This window comes from Ruegeria sp. CG3, from assembly GCF_056537205.1.
Genome location: NZ_JBQFRC010000001.1, coordinates 1,713,733 through 1,730,210 on the forward strand (window position 1 = coordinate 1,713,733; position 16,478 = coordinate 1,730,210).

A 16,478-nucleotide genomic window follows, 5' to 3' on the forward strand; every position below is an offset into this window, starting at 1 on the left:
CCGATTTCGCATCCTGCGCGAGGCAACGTTGGGGAGATCATGGAACAGAGCGCTGCAAGGATCCCGGACTGGGGACCATTCGGAAGACCGCTGTTCGACCATCCGGGAATCCGCGATCTCTCGCGCGTTGGCGTGGTCGATGTAGGATCGAACTCGGTCCGGATGGTTATCTTTGACGGCGCGGCCCGGTCACCCGCATATTTCTACAACGAAAAAGTCATGTGCGAACTTGGCGCCGGGCTGTCGGAGACCGGCAGGCTGAACCCGCGCGGTCGCGTACGTGCGCTGGCGGCGCTGCGGCGCTTTGAACACCTGTCCCGCGATCTTGGCCTTCCCGGACTGCACGTTGTAGCCACCGCTGCCGTGCGCGAGGCGGAAGACGGTCCGGAGTTCTGTCAGGAGGTTCTGGCCGAGACAGGGCTGCATATCTCGGTCATCGACGGCGAGGAAGAGGCCCGATTGTCGGCACAGGGTGTCCTGCTGGGCTGGCCGGGCGCCTACGGCCTGATCTGCGACATCGGCGGTTCGTCCATGGAGCTGGCAGAGATCGGCGGCGGATCGGTCGGACGGTGCGTGTCCTCGTCGCTGGGGCCGCTCAAACTCCGGGATATCAAGGGCGGGCGCCGCGCCCGAAAGGCCCACATCAAGGAAACACTCGAGGCGCTTCGTGACCAGATGGGGCCGCAGCGCGACCGATTGTTCCTGGTCGGCGGAAGCTGGCGAGCCTTTGCAAGGTTGGACATGCTGCGCCGCGGATATCCGCTGAACGTGCTGCACGAATACCGCATGACCACCAAGCAGGTGCGCGAAACGATCAAGTTCATCGAAAAGGGCGACCACGAACACCTGCGCTCTCAGGCCGGGGTCTCAAGCTCGCGGATGGCCCTGATCCCTTACGCCATGGACGTGCTGTCGCGGCTGATCCGCACCTTCAAACCCAAAGACATCGCAATATCCAGCTACGGTATCCGCGAGGGTCTGCTGTATGAGCAGATGCCCCAGATTCTGCGGGATTGCGACCCTTTGATCGAGGCCTGCCGGTTCTCGGAGCAAAAGGACGCTCGGCTGCCCGGTTTCGGGCCGCATCTTTATGATTTCGTGATGCCGCTGTTCCGGTCCGCCCCTCCAGCCCGAGTTCGGCTGATCAAGGCGGCCTGCCTGCTGCACGATGTGAGCTGGCGCGCCCACCCCGATTATCGGGCCGAGGTCTGTTTCGACAATGTGACTCGCGCCAACCTGGGCGGCCTGAAACACTCGGAACGTGTCTTCATCGGACTTGCCCTACAGCATCGGTACCGGAACAAGCGAGAGGGCAACCGGTTCGCCCCTCTGTACGAACTGCTGGACGAGCGCGACCAGAAGCAGGCCGAGATTCTGGGAAAGGCCATGCGTTTCGGCGCAATGCTCTGGATGCAGAACGACGCGGCAACTGGCAAGCTGCGGTTCTACCCCAAGAAGCGCGAACTGGAGTTTTATCTGCCCAAGTCGCTCAGCCCCTTGTTCAACGAAGTGGCCGGGGCAAGGTTCGAGTCACTGGCGAACGCGCTGAAATCGCGCCCGATCGTCAAAATGCAGGGCTGATCCGGACGATCAGATATCAGTTGCGCCTTCGTCGTCCTCCTTGGGAGCAACCTCATCAGGCGGGTCGGGGACGTCCGGTTTCCTGCGGATGATAATGTCGCCATTGGGCAGCATTTCGGGCGCCTCATAGGCGCTCCAGTCCTTGACCTTGCCGCCGATCTCGGCAAGGGCCGGGCCCATCTCCTCAATAAAGGACTGCATGGCCGGGCCGAATTGCTCGGCAAGCCCCAGAAGATCCTCGAGCGCGGGCTCCATTTCCTTTCGCAGGCCTTCGAAGAACAGCTCGGCCCCCTGCTCCATAAGGGACTTACCGCCTTCGTCCTGGGCCGCGGCCGGCGCGGCAAAAAGGGCCGTGGCACCTATCAGCATCAATCGTTTCATGACCTGAAATATAAGGGGCGGGATCAGTTGTTGAAAGGGTCAGATGTCGATGTCCAGCGTCACCGGAAAATGATCTGAGGCCGTGACCAAGGCATCGCGCAACTCCGGCACCGTCCAGCAGTGCTCGTCCCGGAACGGGTGCCAGATGCGCCAGACCGGATTGCGGACCCTCAGATCCTCGCTGATCATGATGTAGTCCAACAACGCCTCAAGATATTGGCCTTCCTTCGGGCGGGCAAAGCGCGCGGTCGATGGGATCCAGCCCGGCCGAGGTCGAAGTGCCTGTGCGGGATGCGGATCGTACAGGCCGGTTTCCAGAAGGATTTCCACCGATGACCGCCCGAAAAGATGTTCGAATTCATCCAATCCCGGCCCGTCATTCAAGTCGCCCAGCAAGATCACCGGTTCAGCAGCGGCTATGTGCGCGCGCACCCGGCGCGACAGCCAGACAGCCTGCGCCAACTGCTTGCGGCGGTTGGCGATAGAGATGCGCAAGGCTTCGTCGCGCGATTGGGCACCGTGCGGTGCCTTGGACTTCAGATGTGCACCGATCAACCGGAACTCGAACCCGGCCCGGGTTCGGACCGCCAGTTCCATGGGTGGTTTTGAAAACCGCACCAGATCCTCGGTCGCGTCAATGTCCAGATCGATCCGAAACTCGCGGTCAAAGCGTGGGAGATCGTCGGGATCGTGGCCGCCATCTTGCACTCCTTTCGGGTCGTGCCGGGCGGTCAGGGCCTCGGGATCATACAAGAGGGCCAGTTCCTGATGCGTATCGTTGGCGAAACCCATGATCGCATTGGATGTACGCAGATCGAACGTCTCGGCGAAATGCTGCAAGGCGCGCACCGTGTTTTGCGATTTGCCCGTATTCGGCGCCTCGACGATCAGCATGGCGTCGGCGTCGACGGCCGTCAGCACCGTCGCAATGGCCTCGATCTGCTGTGCCTTGGTGACATTGTGCCGGCCCGACCAGCTGTCATCGACAACCAGTTCATCATTGCGGTCGAACAAATTGGCGAACCATTCGATATTGTAGGTCGCCAGACGCATCGTCTCAGACCCGCGCGCCGTTGATTTCATCCCAGGCGCGGTTGATGTCGATCATCTTTTTTTCGGCAAGGCGAATTGCTTCTTCGGGAACACCACGGGCCATCATCGCATCTGGATGTGTGTCACGCACGAGCCTGCGCCAGATTTTTCGGATCTCGGGTAGTGGAGTGTCAGGGGTCACGCCCAGAACGGTGTAGGGATCCTTGGGCGCATCTGGAACGAAGCGCGCACGCAGGGCTTTGAACTGTGCATCGGTCTGGCCAAAAATCCGCGCCACATCCTCCAGAAACTCGTTCTCGTTGGGGTGATAGAACCCGTCCGCCATGGCGATGTGAAACAGCCCCTCCATGAGGTCGCACAGGGTGGTGCTGTCTTCGGCGAACATGCGCGCGATCTTGCGTGCGTATTCCTGATACCCGGCCACATCCGTCCGGGCCATGTTGAACACGCGCGCCGCGCCGGCCTCTTCCTCTGGCGGAATACGAAACACCTCGCGAAAAGCGGTCACCTCGTCGCGGGTCACCTGCCCGTCCGCCTTGGCCATCTTTGCGCCCAAGGCGATCACAGCAATCGCGAAGGCCACCGAACGTTCGGGCGGCGTGCGTAGCTTCTCAAAAACGGCCGTCAGGCTTTCACCTTTGGCAAGCGCGCTCAGCGCCTCGGATATGCGGGACCAGATCGACATGAGCGCACACTAGCGCGCCGAGTACGGACTGTCAGGTGCGACCATTCATTCCGGGGCCAGAATTTTCTGCATCAGCACAAGATCCAGCCAACGCCCCCATTTACGACCAACTTCCGGCATTCGGCCGACCGTCTCGAAACCGACCGCCGCATGAAAGGAAATCGCGCCCGGGTTCTCGGCCGAGATTCCAGCGACCAGAACATGCACGCCTTGCGATCGCGCAACCTCCTCCAAGATTCGGATCAGCGCGCGACCCGCGCCGCGCCCACGGCCTTCAGGAGCCAGCAGGATGGTGTGTTCCCGGCTGTGCGCATATCCGGGACCCGAGCGAAAACTGCTAAAAGTCGCATATCCCGCGACACGGCCTTCAAGCTCGGCAACTTGGAACGCCAGCCCTCGCTCGTCGATATCCCGCGCGATTTCTTCGGGGCTTCGCTCGGTCGTGGTAAACGTGATCAGCGTCTCGCGGATGATCGAATTGGTGATCTCCGCAATTTCAGCCGCATCCCGGGGCAGAGCCGGGCGAATGATCATTCCAGCACCCGCGGTCCGTGCGGCGTTTCAAATTCAGCCCGCAGAGCCGCAGACCCGGAATCAAAAACTACCCTGTCGAGCGGACCGAGCAATTGCGCCAAATCCAGCGCGTCCGGGTGAAAGACCACCAGCCGCCGCAGGTGGCAGCCACTGGCCCGCAGCATGCCAGCCGGATGCAGGTCACCTTGCCATTGAATCAAGGCGGGAAACAGGTTGTCGAACGGCAAACGCCCCGATCCCGGCACCGCCATCTTCCACCGCAAGGCACCACGATCAAGGTCATGGATATCGCCTATGTCGATTGAGAAGCCATCGACATAGGCCTGCAGATCCGAAACCTGACAGACCCAGTTGCTGAGCCGCGGCGGCCCCGAGAAACGATCAAGATCAAACCAACGTGGCCGCCCAGGATCGGCAGCGTCCGGGTCAATCGCGATCGCTTCAAGATACAGGCCCTCGTCCAGACCCAAAAGCTTGTTGTAGGTGCCGAATTTTCCATGTTTGCCACCGGGCATCATCGGAATACCCAAGGCCTGCTCTACATGCGCGACCGCCTCGTCCAAGGTCGACGCGGCCACCGCCAGATGATCAAGCTCCATAATTGCGCCTCCAGCGTCCAAAACCGACCTCATGCCATCGGATACCATGAAAAGCCTGACTTTGGCACTTCATCTGACACCAAACATCCCAGCGGGTGAATGCCCGAGGCCGCAGGCATCGCGAAAAAGGGGGCAGAAAACCCCCCAAAGTCACAGTTCAGGCGCGCGCCTCGCGTATCAGGCGCAGAATGTCTTGTGCCGCCTCAGGGATGTTGGTCCCCGGCCCGAAGATGGCCTTGACCCCGTGATCATACAGGAACTGATAATCCTGCTGAGGGATGACGCCACCGCAGATAACAATGATATCTTCGGCGCCGGCCTTTTTCAGCTCTTCCACCAGTTGCGGTGCCAGCGTCTTGTGGCCCGCCGCCTGGCTGGAAATGCCAACCACATGCACGTCATTGTCGATCGCGTCCTGCGCGGCCTCGGCCGGGGTCTGGAACAGCGGACCGACGTCCACGTCGAAACCGATATCGGCGAACGCGGTGGCGATCACCTTTGCCCCGCGGTCGTGACCGTCCTGGCCCATCTTGACCACCAGAAGACGCGGGCGGCGGCCCTCTTCCTCGGCAAATTCCTCGATCGATTTCTGGATGGCGGCAAAGCCCTCGTCACCTTCGTAGGCTGCGCCATAGACACCAGCCAGCGTTTTCACTTCGGCCCGATGACGGCCGAATTCCTTTTCCATTGCCATGCTGATCTCTCCTACGGTTGCGCGGGCACGCGCGGCCTCGACGGCGGCTTCCAGCAGGTTGCCCCCCTCTTTCGCGCGCCGGGTCAGTTCGTCCAACGCAGCCTGACAGGCGGCCTCGTCCCGGGTCGCGCGGATGCGTTCCAGCCGGGCGATCTGCGCCTCGCGGACAGCCTGGTTGTCGACCTCGAGGATCTCGATCGGGTCTTCCTTGTCCTTGCGGTATTTGTTGACGCCGACGATTACTTCTTCGCCACGGTCGATCATGGCTTGACGGCGCGCGGCGCTTTCCTCGATCCGCAGCTTGGGCATGCCGCTGGCAACCGCCTTGGTCATGCCGCCCATCTCCTCGACCTCTTCCATCAGGGCCCAGGCTTTTTCGACCAGTTCATTGGTCAGGCTTTCCACATAGTAGGAGCCGGCCAACGGATCGACCACATCGGTAACGCCGGTTTCTTCCTGCAACACCAACTGTGTATTCCGCGCAATGCGGGCCGAGAAATCGGTAGGCAGCGCGATCGCCTCGTCCAGCGCGTTGGTATGCAGCGACTGCGTGCCCCCCAACACCGCGCTCATCGCCTCATATGCGGTGCGGATCACGTTGTTGTAGGGGTCCTGCTCCTGCAGCGAAACGCCCGAGGTCTGGCAATGGGTGCGCAGCATCTTCGAACGGTCCGACTTGGCCCCGAATTCGGTCATCACCCGGTGCCACAGCGTACGCGCGGCGCGCAGTTTGGCGATCTCCATGAAAAAGTTCATGCCGATGGCAAAGAAGAACGACAGCCGCCCAGCGAACTTGTCGACGTCCATTCCCGCGTCGATGGCTGCGCGCACATATTCGCGCCCGTCGGCCAGGGTATAGGCCAGTTCCTGCACCAGGTTCGCCCCGGCCTCCTGCATGTGGTAGCCCGAGATCGAGATCGAATTGAACTTGGGCATCTCGTTCGAGGTGTATTCGATGATGTCCGAGATGATCCGCATCGAGGGCTCGGGCGGGTAGATATAGGTGTTGCGGACCATGAATTCCTTCAGAATGTCGTTCTGAATGGTACCCGCAAGAACCGATTTGTCGTGGCCCTGCTCTTCGCCGGTGACGATGAAATTGGCCAGGATCGGAATCACCGCGCCGTTCATCGTCATCGAGACCGAGACCTGATCCAGCGGAATGCCGTCGAACAGGATCTTCATGTCCTCGGCGCTGTCGATGGCCACCCCGGCCTTGCCCACATCGCCCACCACGCGCGGGTGGTCGCTGTCATAGCCGCGGTGCGTGGCCAGATCGAAAGCCACCGAAACGCCCTGCTGACCGGCCGCAAGGTTGCGGCGGTAGAAGGCATTCGATTCTTCGGCAGTGGAAAAACCTGCATATTGGCGGATGGTCCACGGACGCCCTGCATACATCGTGGCCTTCACACCGCGTGTGAAAGGCCCGAAGCCGGGCAACGACCCGATATGCGGCAGGTTCTCGATGTCGTCCTGCGTGTACAGCGGCTTGACCTCGATCCCCTCCAGCGTCGTCTTGGAGAGGTCTTCGACAGGGCGCCCACGCAGCTCCTTTTCGGCCAGGGCGCGCCAATCCTTCGTGTTGGTCATAGCGTAATCCTCTTGTCTGTTCCCGTCGCGGGCCCGCATGGCACGCCGAGGGGCTGGGTATGTGTATGAAGGGGCCGACCAGACGCACGGCAGATCCGATCATTCATTTTTTTGATAGCCGCACGCATTTCGCCGGTCGCATTCGCGGCAACTGGGTCTATATTCAAAGGAACAGGAGACCACATGACCCGCACGCTTGCCCTTGTTTTGTCAGCTTTTTTGCCTGTGGCCGCCGTCGCCGCCGACGGTGCGGCCCCGGATGAAACCGCGTATATCCGGCCAGCCGGAGACAGCGATCTGAACGAGTTTCTGTGGACACACCGCCCCATAGTGGTGTTCGCCGATACGCCAGCCGACCCCAGATTCCAGCAGCAGATCGACTTGTTGCTGGAGGGCGAAGACATGATGCGTGACCGGGACGTCATCGTTTTGACCGACACCGACCCTTCGGCGCGCTCCCCGATCCGGACGCAGCTGCGCCCGCGCGGGTTCGCGATGGTCTTCGTCGACAAGGACGGGGTGGTGAAACTGCGCAAACCCACGCCGTGGAGCGTGCGCGAGATCAGCCGGTCCATCGACAAGACCCCCCTGCGCGAGCGCGAAGTCCGCGAGCGGCGCTGACGACCGCAATCCGCCCGGCGGAGGGGGTCTGCTACGCCCGCCTCATCCGCACCGACGGTGCAGATGGCGGCAGAACGGGCAAAACCCACATTTTCCGGGCAGGCACACATGGGCGTTATTCGAACTCCATGATCACGTCATCGACGGCCAGGCTGTCGCCCGGACCGGCGTTGATCTTGGAGACAACGCCTCGGCGCTCGGCACGCAGGATGTTCTCCATCTTCATCGCCTCGACCGTGCACAGCGCCTGACCTTCCTGCACCTCTTGGCCGACCTCGACATCGATCTTCACGATCAGGCCCGGCATCGGGCACAGCAGCATCTTCGATGTGTCTGGCGGCAGTTTCTCGGGCATCAGCTTGGCCAGTTCGGCAGCGCGCGGCCGGCGCACATGCACCTTCATATCCGCCCCCCGGTTACGGATGCGGAACCCGCCCGAGATCTTGCCGACCTTCAGCACAAGCGGGCTACCGTCCACGTCCAGAACCGCCAACTGGTCACCTGGCGTCCAGTCCGAGCTGACGCGCAGGGCGGCTCCGTCCTCGAACTTGACCGTGGCACCGTCGCGGTCTGCATTCACCTGCACCGCATATTCCTGCCCCTGCAGCGTGACCACCCAACGCTTGCCGACCTTGCGCTCGTGATTGTCCATCCGGCCCGACACACGGGTGCGGCGGATCTCGGCCACCCGGTGCATCGCCGCGCACGAGGCCGCAATGCGGCGCAGGTCACCTTCGGGCAGTTCGGCACCGTTGAACCCATCGGGATATTCCTCGGCGATGAAGGCGGTGGTCATGTCACCACTAACGAATTTCGGATGATCCATCACCGCCGACAGGAACGGCAGGTTGTGGCCGATGCCTTCGACCTCGAAACTGTCCAGCGCCACGCGCATCGCCTCGATCGCTTGCTCGCGGGTCGGCGCCCAGGTGCACAGCTTGGCGATCATCGGGTCATAATACATGCTGATCTCGCCGCCTTCATAGACGCCGGTATCGTTGCGCACAGCTGTCTCGCCACTGGGCGCATCGCCCTGCCATTTGCCGTTTTCCAGCAGCGGCCCCGCGGCCACCTCCTGCGGCGGACGATAGCGGGTCAGCCGCCCGATTGAGGGCAGGAAGTTGCGATAAGGATCCTCGGCATACAGCCGGTTCTCGATCGCCCAGCCGGTCAGCTTTACGTCGTCCTGGGTGATCGACAGAGGCTCGCCTGCGGCGACGCGGATCATCTGTTCGACCAGATCGACACCGGTGATCAGCTCGGTCACCGGGTGTTCCACCTGCAGGCGGGTGTTCATTTCCAGGAAGTAGAAATTCTTGTCGCCATCCACGATGAATTCCACCGTGCCCGCGCTGGCGTACCCCACGGCCTTGGCAAGCGCCACGGCCTGTTCGCCCATCGCGCGGCGGGTCGCCTCGTCGAGGAAGGGCGACGGGGCCTCTTCCACCACTTTCTGGTTGCGGCGCTGGATCGAGCATTCACGCTCGCCCAGGTAGATGCCGTTGCCATGCGTGTCGCACAGAACCTGAATTTCGATGTGGCGCGGTTGCGTCACGAATTTCTCGATGAAGATCCGGTCATCCCCGAACGAATTCGCCGCCTCGTTCTTGGAACTCTGGAAGCCCTCGCGCGCCTCCTCGTCGTTCCAGGCGATGCGCATGCCTTTGCCGCCCCCGCCGGCGCTGGCCTTGATCATCACCGGATAGCCAATCTGCTGGCTAATCTTCACCGCCTCGTCCGCATCCTCGATCAGGCCCATGTATCCGGGAACGGTGCTGACATCGGCCTCCTGCGCGATCTTCTTCGAGGTGATCTTGTCACCCATGGCCTCGATCGCCCCTTTCGGGGGGCCCACGAACACGACGCCTTCGGCCTCAAGCGCTTCGGCGAATTTCGCGTTTTCGGACAGGAAGCCATAGCCGGGATGCACCGCCTGCGCGCCGGTCTGGCGGATGGCGTCCATCACCTTGTCGATCACGATATAGGACTGGTTCGCCGGCGGCGGGCCGATGTGAACCGCTTCGTCGGCCATTTCCACATGCAACGCGTGCTTGTCGGCATCCGAGTAGATGGCGACAGTGCCGATACCCATCTTACGCGCGGTCTTGATGACCCGGCAGGCAATCTCACCTCGGTTGGCGATCAGGATCTTGTTGAACATGGAACGTCCTCTGTCTTTGTGTTCTGGACAAACGAAAACGCCGTTGCCGGGCTGATGCCCTGCAACGGCGTTCCGTCAAATGATGGCCGGGACGACGCGCGCCCCGGAAAACCGGTATCAGTTACAGTTGTTTTGCGTCTTGCAATACAGCACGTTGCCGGCTGCACCGACCGCAGCCCCAAGGATCGGGTCCGCGCTGAGAACCGCAGCCCCGACAGCCCCGACTCCGCCGCCAAGCAGCGCCTGTTCCCCGGTTGAATCACCGCAGGCTGCCAACCCGCCAAAGGTTGCGAGCGCAAGGAAAACTCGTGAGATTCGCATGTATACTGCCCCTTTTGGTTTCTTGTCGAATTGAACAGCAAATGCCTGAAACGGGCTTTGTTATTCAATATCAAACGGGGTGAAACAGGGCTTTGCGCAGTTTTTTGCCGCCTTGGGTCCGCAGTACGGCCAAAGAAAAGCGCGGGCAGGTCTGTGTTGGAAACACGGTCCTGCCCGCGGAAGGAAGGGGTACGGAATAGTAGGTGCATGTGCGGCGCAGGCAAAGTCGAGCCGCACGGCCCGTTCACCTTGCACGGCAAAAATGCGGCCGCCAACGGATCAATTGCAACGCCGGAAATTCCGGCTGGAAATTGCCCATTCCCGGAAACAGCGCGCAGGTTCGTGCCGAAAGAGCCCGGTTTGCAACGGGTTCCGGCACAGACTTCAGCCATCAATGGGCGCCTACTGGACCGCATATCCGGTCGCCGCCGGATCGCGCTCCAAGCAGATGAACCCATAATATTTGGCTGAAGGCTCATGCCGTACTATGCCTCCCCACCGAAGATATCGGGGAAGGATTGCCGCGCGGTCTCAAAGTCGATCTTCAGCAACGCATCATAGCTGGCCGGATCGAACGGATCCTCGGCAGGCACGACCTCGCGCCCAAACAGCCAGCTGAGGCGACCAGCGTCCAGATTTCCGCGTTCAAACGGCTGATCCCCGAAATGCTCCCACAGAGCTTCGAGGAATGCCGTATCGGCACGCTTGTCCGCGGCTTTTCGGTCCCGATAGCGTTCACGACGGGTCAATGGCGTCACGCCCTTGGGGTTTGCCCGGCGGATCGTGAACTGGAAATCGGTTCCCGGCAGCCGTCCGGGGAAACCACGGTGCTTCAACATGCCGCCACCTCGTTCAAAAAACCGGTCCGCGACGGGCACCCGCGCAGGGATGAATGTGTCATGCGTATCTCCAAAGCCGCATCAGTTTCTCGGAATGCTCCGACGACATGAGATCGGGAAATCATGTTCAGAGTCCCTCCCAGATACATGCGGATTGCTCCAACCGGTAGGCTTCAAAATACTGCGTCGCGTCCGGAGACGAGTTGCCGAATTCCACCGGGCGGTCGGACAGCGAGATCACGACCCGCGCCGGGCTGAGTTGATGGTGCGCGACATAAGGAATGGCCAGCGTCTGACACAGATGCTCCATGTCGGTCGCGGCCACGTCATAGCCGATACCGCCCACCTCATCGCCAATCTTGGGCGCGACAAATCGAAACCGCAGCCAGAGTTCGCCCGGGTTGGTATCGACCAGAACGTCCTCAAGTGTCACCGGCTGGCCGGATGGAACCGGCAACAGGTTCCCGTCCTGCGCGAAACCGGGCGATCCAAAACACATGAAAGCCAGAACAAGAGCGCGACCCCGGACCTGCCACAGGCAGGCTCCTCCTTCCGGGGTCGCAGGCGCCAGGATCATCTCCTGCGCTGTTCCGTATCTGGTGGCTGGGATCATGAAACGGTTTTGTGTCAGCGGTCAATCGGGAACATTCGTGGATCGAACCGGGGCAAAGCGCCCCGGCGGATTACAGCGGAATGTTGTCGTGTTTCTTCCAAGGGTTCTTCAGCTGCTTGTTACGCAGGCTGGCAAAGGCCCGCGACACACGGCGGCGCGTCGAGTGCGGCATGATCACCTCGTCGATGAAGCCGCGTTCGGCCGCGACAAACGGGTTGGCGAACCGATCCTCATAGTCCTGAGTGTGCTTCGCGATCTTGTCCGGATCTCCCAGATCGGCGCGGTGGATGATTTCGGTTGCACCCTTCGCGCCCATCACTGCGATCTCGGCGGTTGGCCAGGCATAGTTGAAATCACCGCGCAGGTGCTTTGACGCCATGACGTCATAGGCGCCGCCGTAAGCCTTGCGAGTGATCACGGTCACCTTGGGCACGGTCGCTTCGCCATAGGCAAACAACAGTTTGGCGCCATGTTTGATGACACCGCCATATTCCTGGCTGGTGCCGGGCAAAAAGCCGGGAACGTCCACCAGGGTCAGGATCGGAATCTCAAAACAGTCGCAGAACCGTACAAACCGTGCGGCCTTGCGGCTGCTGTCAATGTCCAGACACCCCGCCAGAACCATCGGCTGGTTTGCCACCACGCCGACGGTCTGCCCCTCAAGCCGAATGAAGCCAGTGATGATGTTCTTCGCGAAATCCTCCTGGATTTCATAGAAATCACCCTCATCGGCTACCTTGGTGATCAGTTCCTTCATGTCGTAGGGGGTGTTGGGGTTTTCCGGGACCAGCGTGTCCAGAGAAGTCTCAATCCGCCCCGGCTCGTCAAAGAACGGGCGCACGGGCGGCTTTTCCCGGTTGTTGAGCGGCAGGAAGTCGACCAGCCGCCGCACTTCGGCCAGCGCTTCGACATCGTTTTCGAAAGCGCCATCAGCCACACTGGACTTCTTGGTATGGGTCGATGCTCCGCCCAGTTCCTCGGCGGTGACGACCTCGTTGGTGACGGTCTTCACCACGTCGGGGCCAGTCACGAACATGTACGAGGTGTCTTTGACCATGAAGATGAAGTCGGTCATCGCCGGGCTGTAGACCGCGCCACCGGCACAGGGGCCCATGATCACCGAGATCTGCGGCACCACGCCCGAGGCCATGATGTTACGCTGGAACACCTCGGCATAGCCCGCCAGCGAGGCAACGCCTTCCTGGATTCGCGCCCCGCCCGAGTCGTTGATGCCGATTACAGGCGCGCCGTTCTGCATGGCCATATCCATGATCTTGCAGATCTTCTGCGCATGCGTTTCCGACAGAGAACCGCCAAACACGGTAAAGTCCTGGCTGAACACATAGACCATGCGGCCGTTGATCGTACCCCAGCCGGTCACGACACCGTCGCCCGCAGGTTTCTGTTTTTCCATTCCGAAATCGGTGCAGCGATGGGTCACGAACATGTCGAACTCTTCAAAGCTGCCCTCATCGACCAGCAGCTCGATCCGCTCGCGCGCCGTCAGCTTGCCCCGCGCATGCTGCGCATCGATCCGTTTTTGCCCGCCACCCAGGCGCGCGTCCTCACGGCGGTTCTCAAGCTCGGCAAGGATGTCCTTCATCACGATTTTCCCCTGTCAAATTTGTGGCGACAATATAGATTGCTCCGCATCACCCAAAGGCCTTTTCGGCAAATTTGCAAAATTTTGGCAATTACATTTCTGAGAATTGCAAATCAGTTAATGTTTGTGCATCGGCATGGCCTTTCCCGAATACCGGAATTATGAGTGAACCATGCAGTTCAGTTCCACGTCTACGCACCGCTCTCCGCCCAAGCTGCTAACGCTTGTCCTACTGTCGGGATTGTCGGCGCTCAGCATGAACCTGTTCCTTCCCAGCCTGCCTTTCATGGCGGTGTATTTTGAGGCCGACTACAAGGTCATGCAGCTGTCGATTGCGTTGTACTTGCTGATCAACGCCGTCCTGCAGATTCTGATTGGTCCGATCGCCGACAAGGCCGGGCGGCGGCCGGTGTTGCTGTGGGGGCTGGTGCTGTTTCTGCTGGCAACTCTGGGGTGCATCTACGCCCCCAACGTCGAGACATTTCTTGCCTTCCGCATGGGGCAGGCCGTTATCGTCGTGGGGATCGTCCTCAGCCGCGCAGCGGTGCGCGACATGTATGACCAGGATCAGGCCGCATCCATGATCGGTTACGTCACCATGGGCATGGCCGTCGTGCCGATGATCGGACCGGCCATCGGTGGCGTTCTGGAGGAAAGCTTTGGCTGGAAGGCCAATTTCTGGCTGCCTTTCGGACTGGCTGCCTTCGCGCTGGCTCTGACCTATCATGACTTCGGAGAAACCTCGGCCAAGAGCGGCAAAACCCTGATCCAACAGTTTCGGGAGTATCCCGAACTGCTGACCTCTCCGCGGTTCTGGGGGTATTCGCTGTCATCCGCGTTGTCGTCTGGCGCGTTCTTCGCCTATCTGGGCGGCGCGCCTTTCATCGGCACCGAGATCTTTGGCCTGACCGCCGCCGAAGTCGGAATCTATTTCGGCGCCCCGGCTGTCGGTTACTTCTTCGGGAACTTCATCAGCGGCCGGTACTCGGTGCGCTATGGCGTGAACCGGATGGTGCGCTGGGGCTGCTGGCTGAATGCAATCGGCGTCGCGCTGTCCGCGGTTCTGTTTCTGGCGGGTTGGGGCTCGGCGCTCAGCTTTTTCGGGTTCATGACATTCGTCGGCTTGGGCAACGGCATGTCGATCCCGAATGCAACCGCCGGATCGCTGTCCGTGCGACCACATCTGGCCGCGACCGCATCCGGGCTGAGCGGCGCGATCATGCTGGGCGGCGGCGCAGCTCTCAGCGCCCTGGCCGGTGCAATGCTGACCAATGAAACCGGCGCCATGCCGCTGTTGTGGTTGATGTTGGCCACATCGGTTCTGGCCATCGTCGCGATCAGCAGCGTGATCTGGCGGGAACGTCAACTCGGCATCTAGCCACCTTGCACCCGGGACTTTGCAAAGTTAGCCTGCGAAGACGGAATAACTGCAAAGAAAACCGATGGCCACTCAGAAACTCTACGCAGGCGCAAAGCTGCGCGAAATGCGGACGCGTCTGACGCTGACGCAAAAGGAATTTGCGGCCAAGCTGGGTGTTTCCCTGCCCTATCTGAACCAGATGGAGAACAACAACCGGCCGATCTCGACCACGGTTGTTCTGGCGCTGGCGCAGGAATTCGGCATGGATGTTACCGAGCTGAGCACCGGCGACAGCGAGCGTCTGGTCTCGGACATGCGCGAGGCGTTGGCCGATCCTGTCTTCGCGGATGCCATCCCCCCTCTGGCGGACCTGCGGCTAACGGCGTCCAATGCCCCCGCATTGGCGCGGTCCTTCATCGAGCTGCACAAAGCTTACCGGCAGACCCATGAGAGACTCGCCTCGCTGGACGAGGCCCTCGGACGCGAGGATGCCCGTATCCAGGCCAGCCCGTGGGAAGAGGTTCGCGATTTCTTTCACTATTGCGACAACTACATTGACGCGGTCGATCGAGCCGCGGAACGGTTCGCCGCCCGCGCCGAAGGACCGGGAGGCATTCGGCAGGCAGCACTGGACAGCCTGAAGGAACGCGGGGTTCAGGTGATGTTCGAAGACATTCCGGCCCTGCGCAGCTATGACAACGCTACAAAAACATTGCGCCTGTCTTCGCGCGCAGCGCCGCAGACCCAAGTGTTTCAACTGCTGCTGCAGGTCGCGCTGATCAGCCAGGACAAACTGCTCGAGGCCACGCTGGACTTTGCCAAGTTTCAAAGCGACGAAGCCCGCTCGATCGCCAAGATCGGCCTCGCAAACTACTTCGCTGGCGCGTCACTGATGCCCTACACCGCCTTTCTGTCAGCAGCGCAGGAAGACCGGCACGATCTTGAACTGCTAAGCAACCGGTTCGGCGCGTCGATCGAGCAGGTTGCCCACCGCTTGTCCACGCTGCAGCGACCGGGCGCCAAGGGCATCCCGTTCTTCTTTGTGCGGGTCGATCAGGCGGGCACGATCACCAAACGCCATTCGGCCACACGGCTGCAATTTGCGCGGTTCGGCGGGGCCTGCCCGCTTTGGAACGTGCACCGGGCCTTTGAAACGCCTGGTCATTTCCTGCTGCAATTGGCGGAAACACCCGACGGGGTTCGGTATATCTCGATCGCGCGCGACGTTTCAAAGTCTGGCGGGTCCTTCGGTGCGCCAGTGCGCCGCTATGCCATCGCCCTCGGGTGCGAGGTCCGGCACGCCGAAGCACTGGTCTATGCCGACAATCTGGACATCAACAACACCAGCGCCTACGAACCGATCGGGATTTCCTGCCGCATCTGCGAACGCCAGACCTGCCACCAACGGTCCGTGCCACCGCTGGAGCGCCGACTGAAGATCGACGCCCATACGCGCGGCACGCTGCCCTACGAAGTCACCTGAGCTGAAAAACGGAAAGGGCAGGATCAGATCCTGCCCCCTTTTTGGTTCACGCTTTGCTCAGGATCGACCAGATCTGATCCTTGAGCGCGGCCCGCTTTTTGCGCAGTTCGCCCTCGGCCAGGTCTTCCATCGGCTCAACATTGGTTTCCGCCCGATGCACCATACGGTTGAGTTCGTGATATTCGTCCGCAAGCCGGGCGAAATGGGCATCGGTCTGCTTGAGCTGGCTCATCAGTTCAACCTTGTCCGGGAATTCCTCGGCCAGTTCATGCGGGGTATGGGACATTCCTGCTCGCTCCTTCAGTTTGGTTTCGCACTACAGCTAGACCCTAATACCAAAGCTGACTTTGACTCGGATCA

Annotated in this window: 16 protein-coding genes; 4 read left to right on the plus strand and 12 right to left on the minus strand. The window is 61.0% G+C overall.

Annotated elements, in window-relative coordinates:
- The first annotated feature begins 39 nt into the window (after positions 1 to 39).
- Positions 40 to 1,581, plus strand: coding sequence for a Ppx/GppA family phosphatase (locus ACR0NB_RS08475; RefSeq protein ID WP_475143172.1), 1,542 nt, complete (start codon positions 40 to 42; stop codon positions 1,579 to 1,581).
- Positions 1,582 to 1,590: 9 nt separating this feature from the next.
- Here the strand turns inward: ACR0NB_RS08475 and ACR0NB_RS08480 are convergent, their stop codons facing one another.
- The 6 genes from ACR0NB_RS08480 to scpA form a co-directional block, all read right to left on the minus strand.
- Positions 1,591 to 1,950 (minus strand): hypothetical protein, encoded by a 360-nt coding sequence (locus ACR0NB_RS08480; RefSeq protein ID WP_480775408.1) that lies wholly within the window; start codon positions 1,948 to 1,950, stop codon positions 1,591 to 1,593.
- Positions 1,951 to 2,001: 51 nt separating this feature from the next.
- Positions 2,002 to 3,015, minus strand: a complete 1,014-nt coding sequence (locus ACR0NB_RS08485) for an endonuclease/exonuclease/phosphatase family protein (protein WP_170364626.1) — start codon at positions 3,013 to 3,015, stop codon at positions 2,002 to 2,004.
- A gap of 4 nt (positions 3,016 to 3,019) precedes the next feature.
- The gene (locus ACR0NB_RS08490; protein ID WP_170340209.1) at positions 3,020 to 3,700 is read right to left on the minus strand and encodes a molecular chaperone DjiA; all 681 of its coding nucleotides are present in this window, start codon (positions 3,698 to 3,700) and stop codon (positions 3,020 to 3,022) included.
- A gap of 45 nt (positions 3,701 to 3,745) precedes the next feature.
- On the minus strand, positions 3,746 to 4,234 hold the full coding sequence (locus tag ACR0NB_RS08495; protein WP_170581561.1) for a GNAT family N-acetyltransferase: 489 nt from the start codon (positions 4,232 to 4,234) through the stop codon (positions 3,746 to 3,748).
- Positions 4,231 to 4,833 carry a VOC family protein gene (locus ACR0NB_RS08500; protein WP_170581564.1) on the minus strand — a complete coding sequence of 201 codons (603 nt, stop codon included), beginning with the start codon at positions 4,831 to 4,833 and terminating at the stop codon, positions 4,231 to 4,233. The genes ACR0NB_RS08495 and ACR0NB_RS08500 overlap by 4 nt, the downstream gene beginning before the upstream one ends.
- A 157-nt stretch (positions 4,834 to 4,990) precedes the next feature.
- Positions 4,991 to 7,156, minus strand: coding sequence for a methylmalonyl-CoA mutase (scpA, locus tag ACR0NB_RS08505; protein WP_480775409.1), 2,166 nt, complete (start codon positions 7,154 to 7,156; stop codon positions 4,991 to 4,993).
- A gap of 144 nt (positions 7,157 to 7,300) precedes the next feature.
- Between scpA and ACR0NB_RS08510 the strand changes: the two genes are divergently transcribed.
- On the plus strand, positions 7,301 to 7,738 hold the full coding sequence (locus ACR0NB_RS08510; RefSeq protein WP_480775410.1) for a DUF4174 domain-containing protein: 438 nt from the start codon (positions 7,301 to 7,303) through the stop codon (positions 7,736 to 7,738).
- A gap of 115 nt (positions 7,739 to 7,853) precedes the next feature.
- Here ACR0NB_RS08510 and ACR0NB_RS08515 read toward each other — a convergent pair whose 3' ends face one another.
- The 5 genes from ACR0NB_RS08515 to ACR0NB_RS08535 all read right to left on the minus strand — a co-directional run bounded on the left by ACR0NB_RS08515 (position 7,854) and on the right by ACR0NB_RS08535 (position 13,275).
- Positions 7,854 to 9,899, minus strand: a complete 2,046-nt coding sequence (locus ACR0NB_RS08515; protein WP_480775411.1) for an ATP-binding protein — start codon at positions 9,897 to 9,899, stop codon at positions 7,854 to 7,856.
- Positions 9,900 to 10,016: 117 nt separating this feature from the next.
- Positions 10,017 to 10,220 (minus strand): hypothetical protein, encoded by a 204-nt coding sequence (locus ACR0NB_RS08520; protein WP_480775412.1) that lies wholly within the window; start codon positions 10,218 to 10,220, stop codon positions 10,017 to 10,019.
- A 485-nt stretch (positions 10,221 to 10,705) separates the two neighbouring features.
- Positions 10,706 to 11,059 carry a hypothetical protein gene (locus tag ACR0NB_RS08525; protein WP_170340793.1) on the minus strand — a complete coding sequence of 118 codons (354 nt, stop codon included), beginning with the start codon at positions 11,057 to 11,059 and terminating at the stop codon, positions 10,706 to 10,708.
- A 127-nt stretch (positions 11,060 to 11,186) separates the two neighbouring features.
- Positions 11,187 to 11,672 (minus strand): DUF6497 family protein, encoded by a 486-nt coding sequence (locus ACR0NB_RS08530; protein ID WP_170369475.1) that lies wholly within the window; start codon positions 11,670 to 11,672, stop codon positions 11,187 to 11,189.
- 70 nt (positions 11,673 to 11,742) lie between these two features.
- Positions 11,743 to 13,275, minus strand: a complete 1,533-nt coding sequence (locus tag ACR0NB_RS08535; RefSeq protein WP_170340194.1) for an acyl-CoA carboxylase subunit beta — start codon at positions 13,273 to 13,275, stop codon at positions 11,743 to 11,745.
- Positions 13,276 to 13,447: 172 nt separating this feature from the next.
- Here ACR0NB_RS08535 and ACR0NB_RS08540 point away from each other — a divergent pair, with 172 nt between their 5' ends.
- Positions 13,448 to 14,653: a multidrug effflux MFS transporter gene (locus ACR0NB_RS08540; protein WP_170436662.1), complete on the plus strand. Its 1,206-nt coding sequence runs from the start codon at positions 13,448 to 13,450 to the stop codon at positions 14,651 to 14,653.
- Positions 14,654 to 14,717: 64 nt separating this feature from the next.
- Positions 14,718 to 16,118, plus strand: a complete 1,401-nt coding sequence (locus ACR0NB_RS08545) for a helix-turn-helix domain-containing protein (RefSeq protein WP_093964777.1) — start codon at positions 14,718 to 14,720, stop codon at positions 16,116 to 16,118.
- 46 nt (positions 16,119 to 16,164) lie between these two features.
- Here the strand turns inward: ACR0NB_RS08545 and ACR0NB_RS08550 are convergent, their stop codons facing one another.
- Positions 16,165 to 16,404, minus strand: a complete 240-nt coding sequence (locus ACR0NB_RS08550; RefSeq protein WP_093964776.1) for an HP1242/YdcH family protein — start codon at positions 16,402 to 16,404, stop codon at positions 16,165 to 16,167.
- Positions 16,405 to 16,478 lie beyond the last annotated feature (74 nt).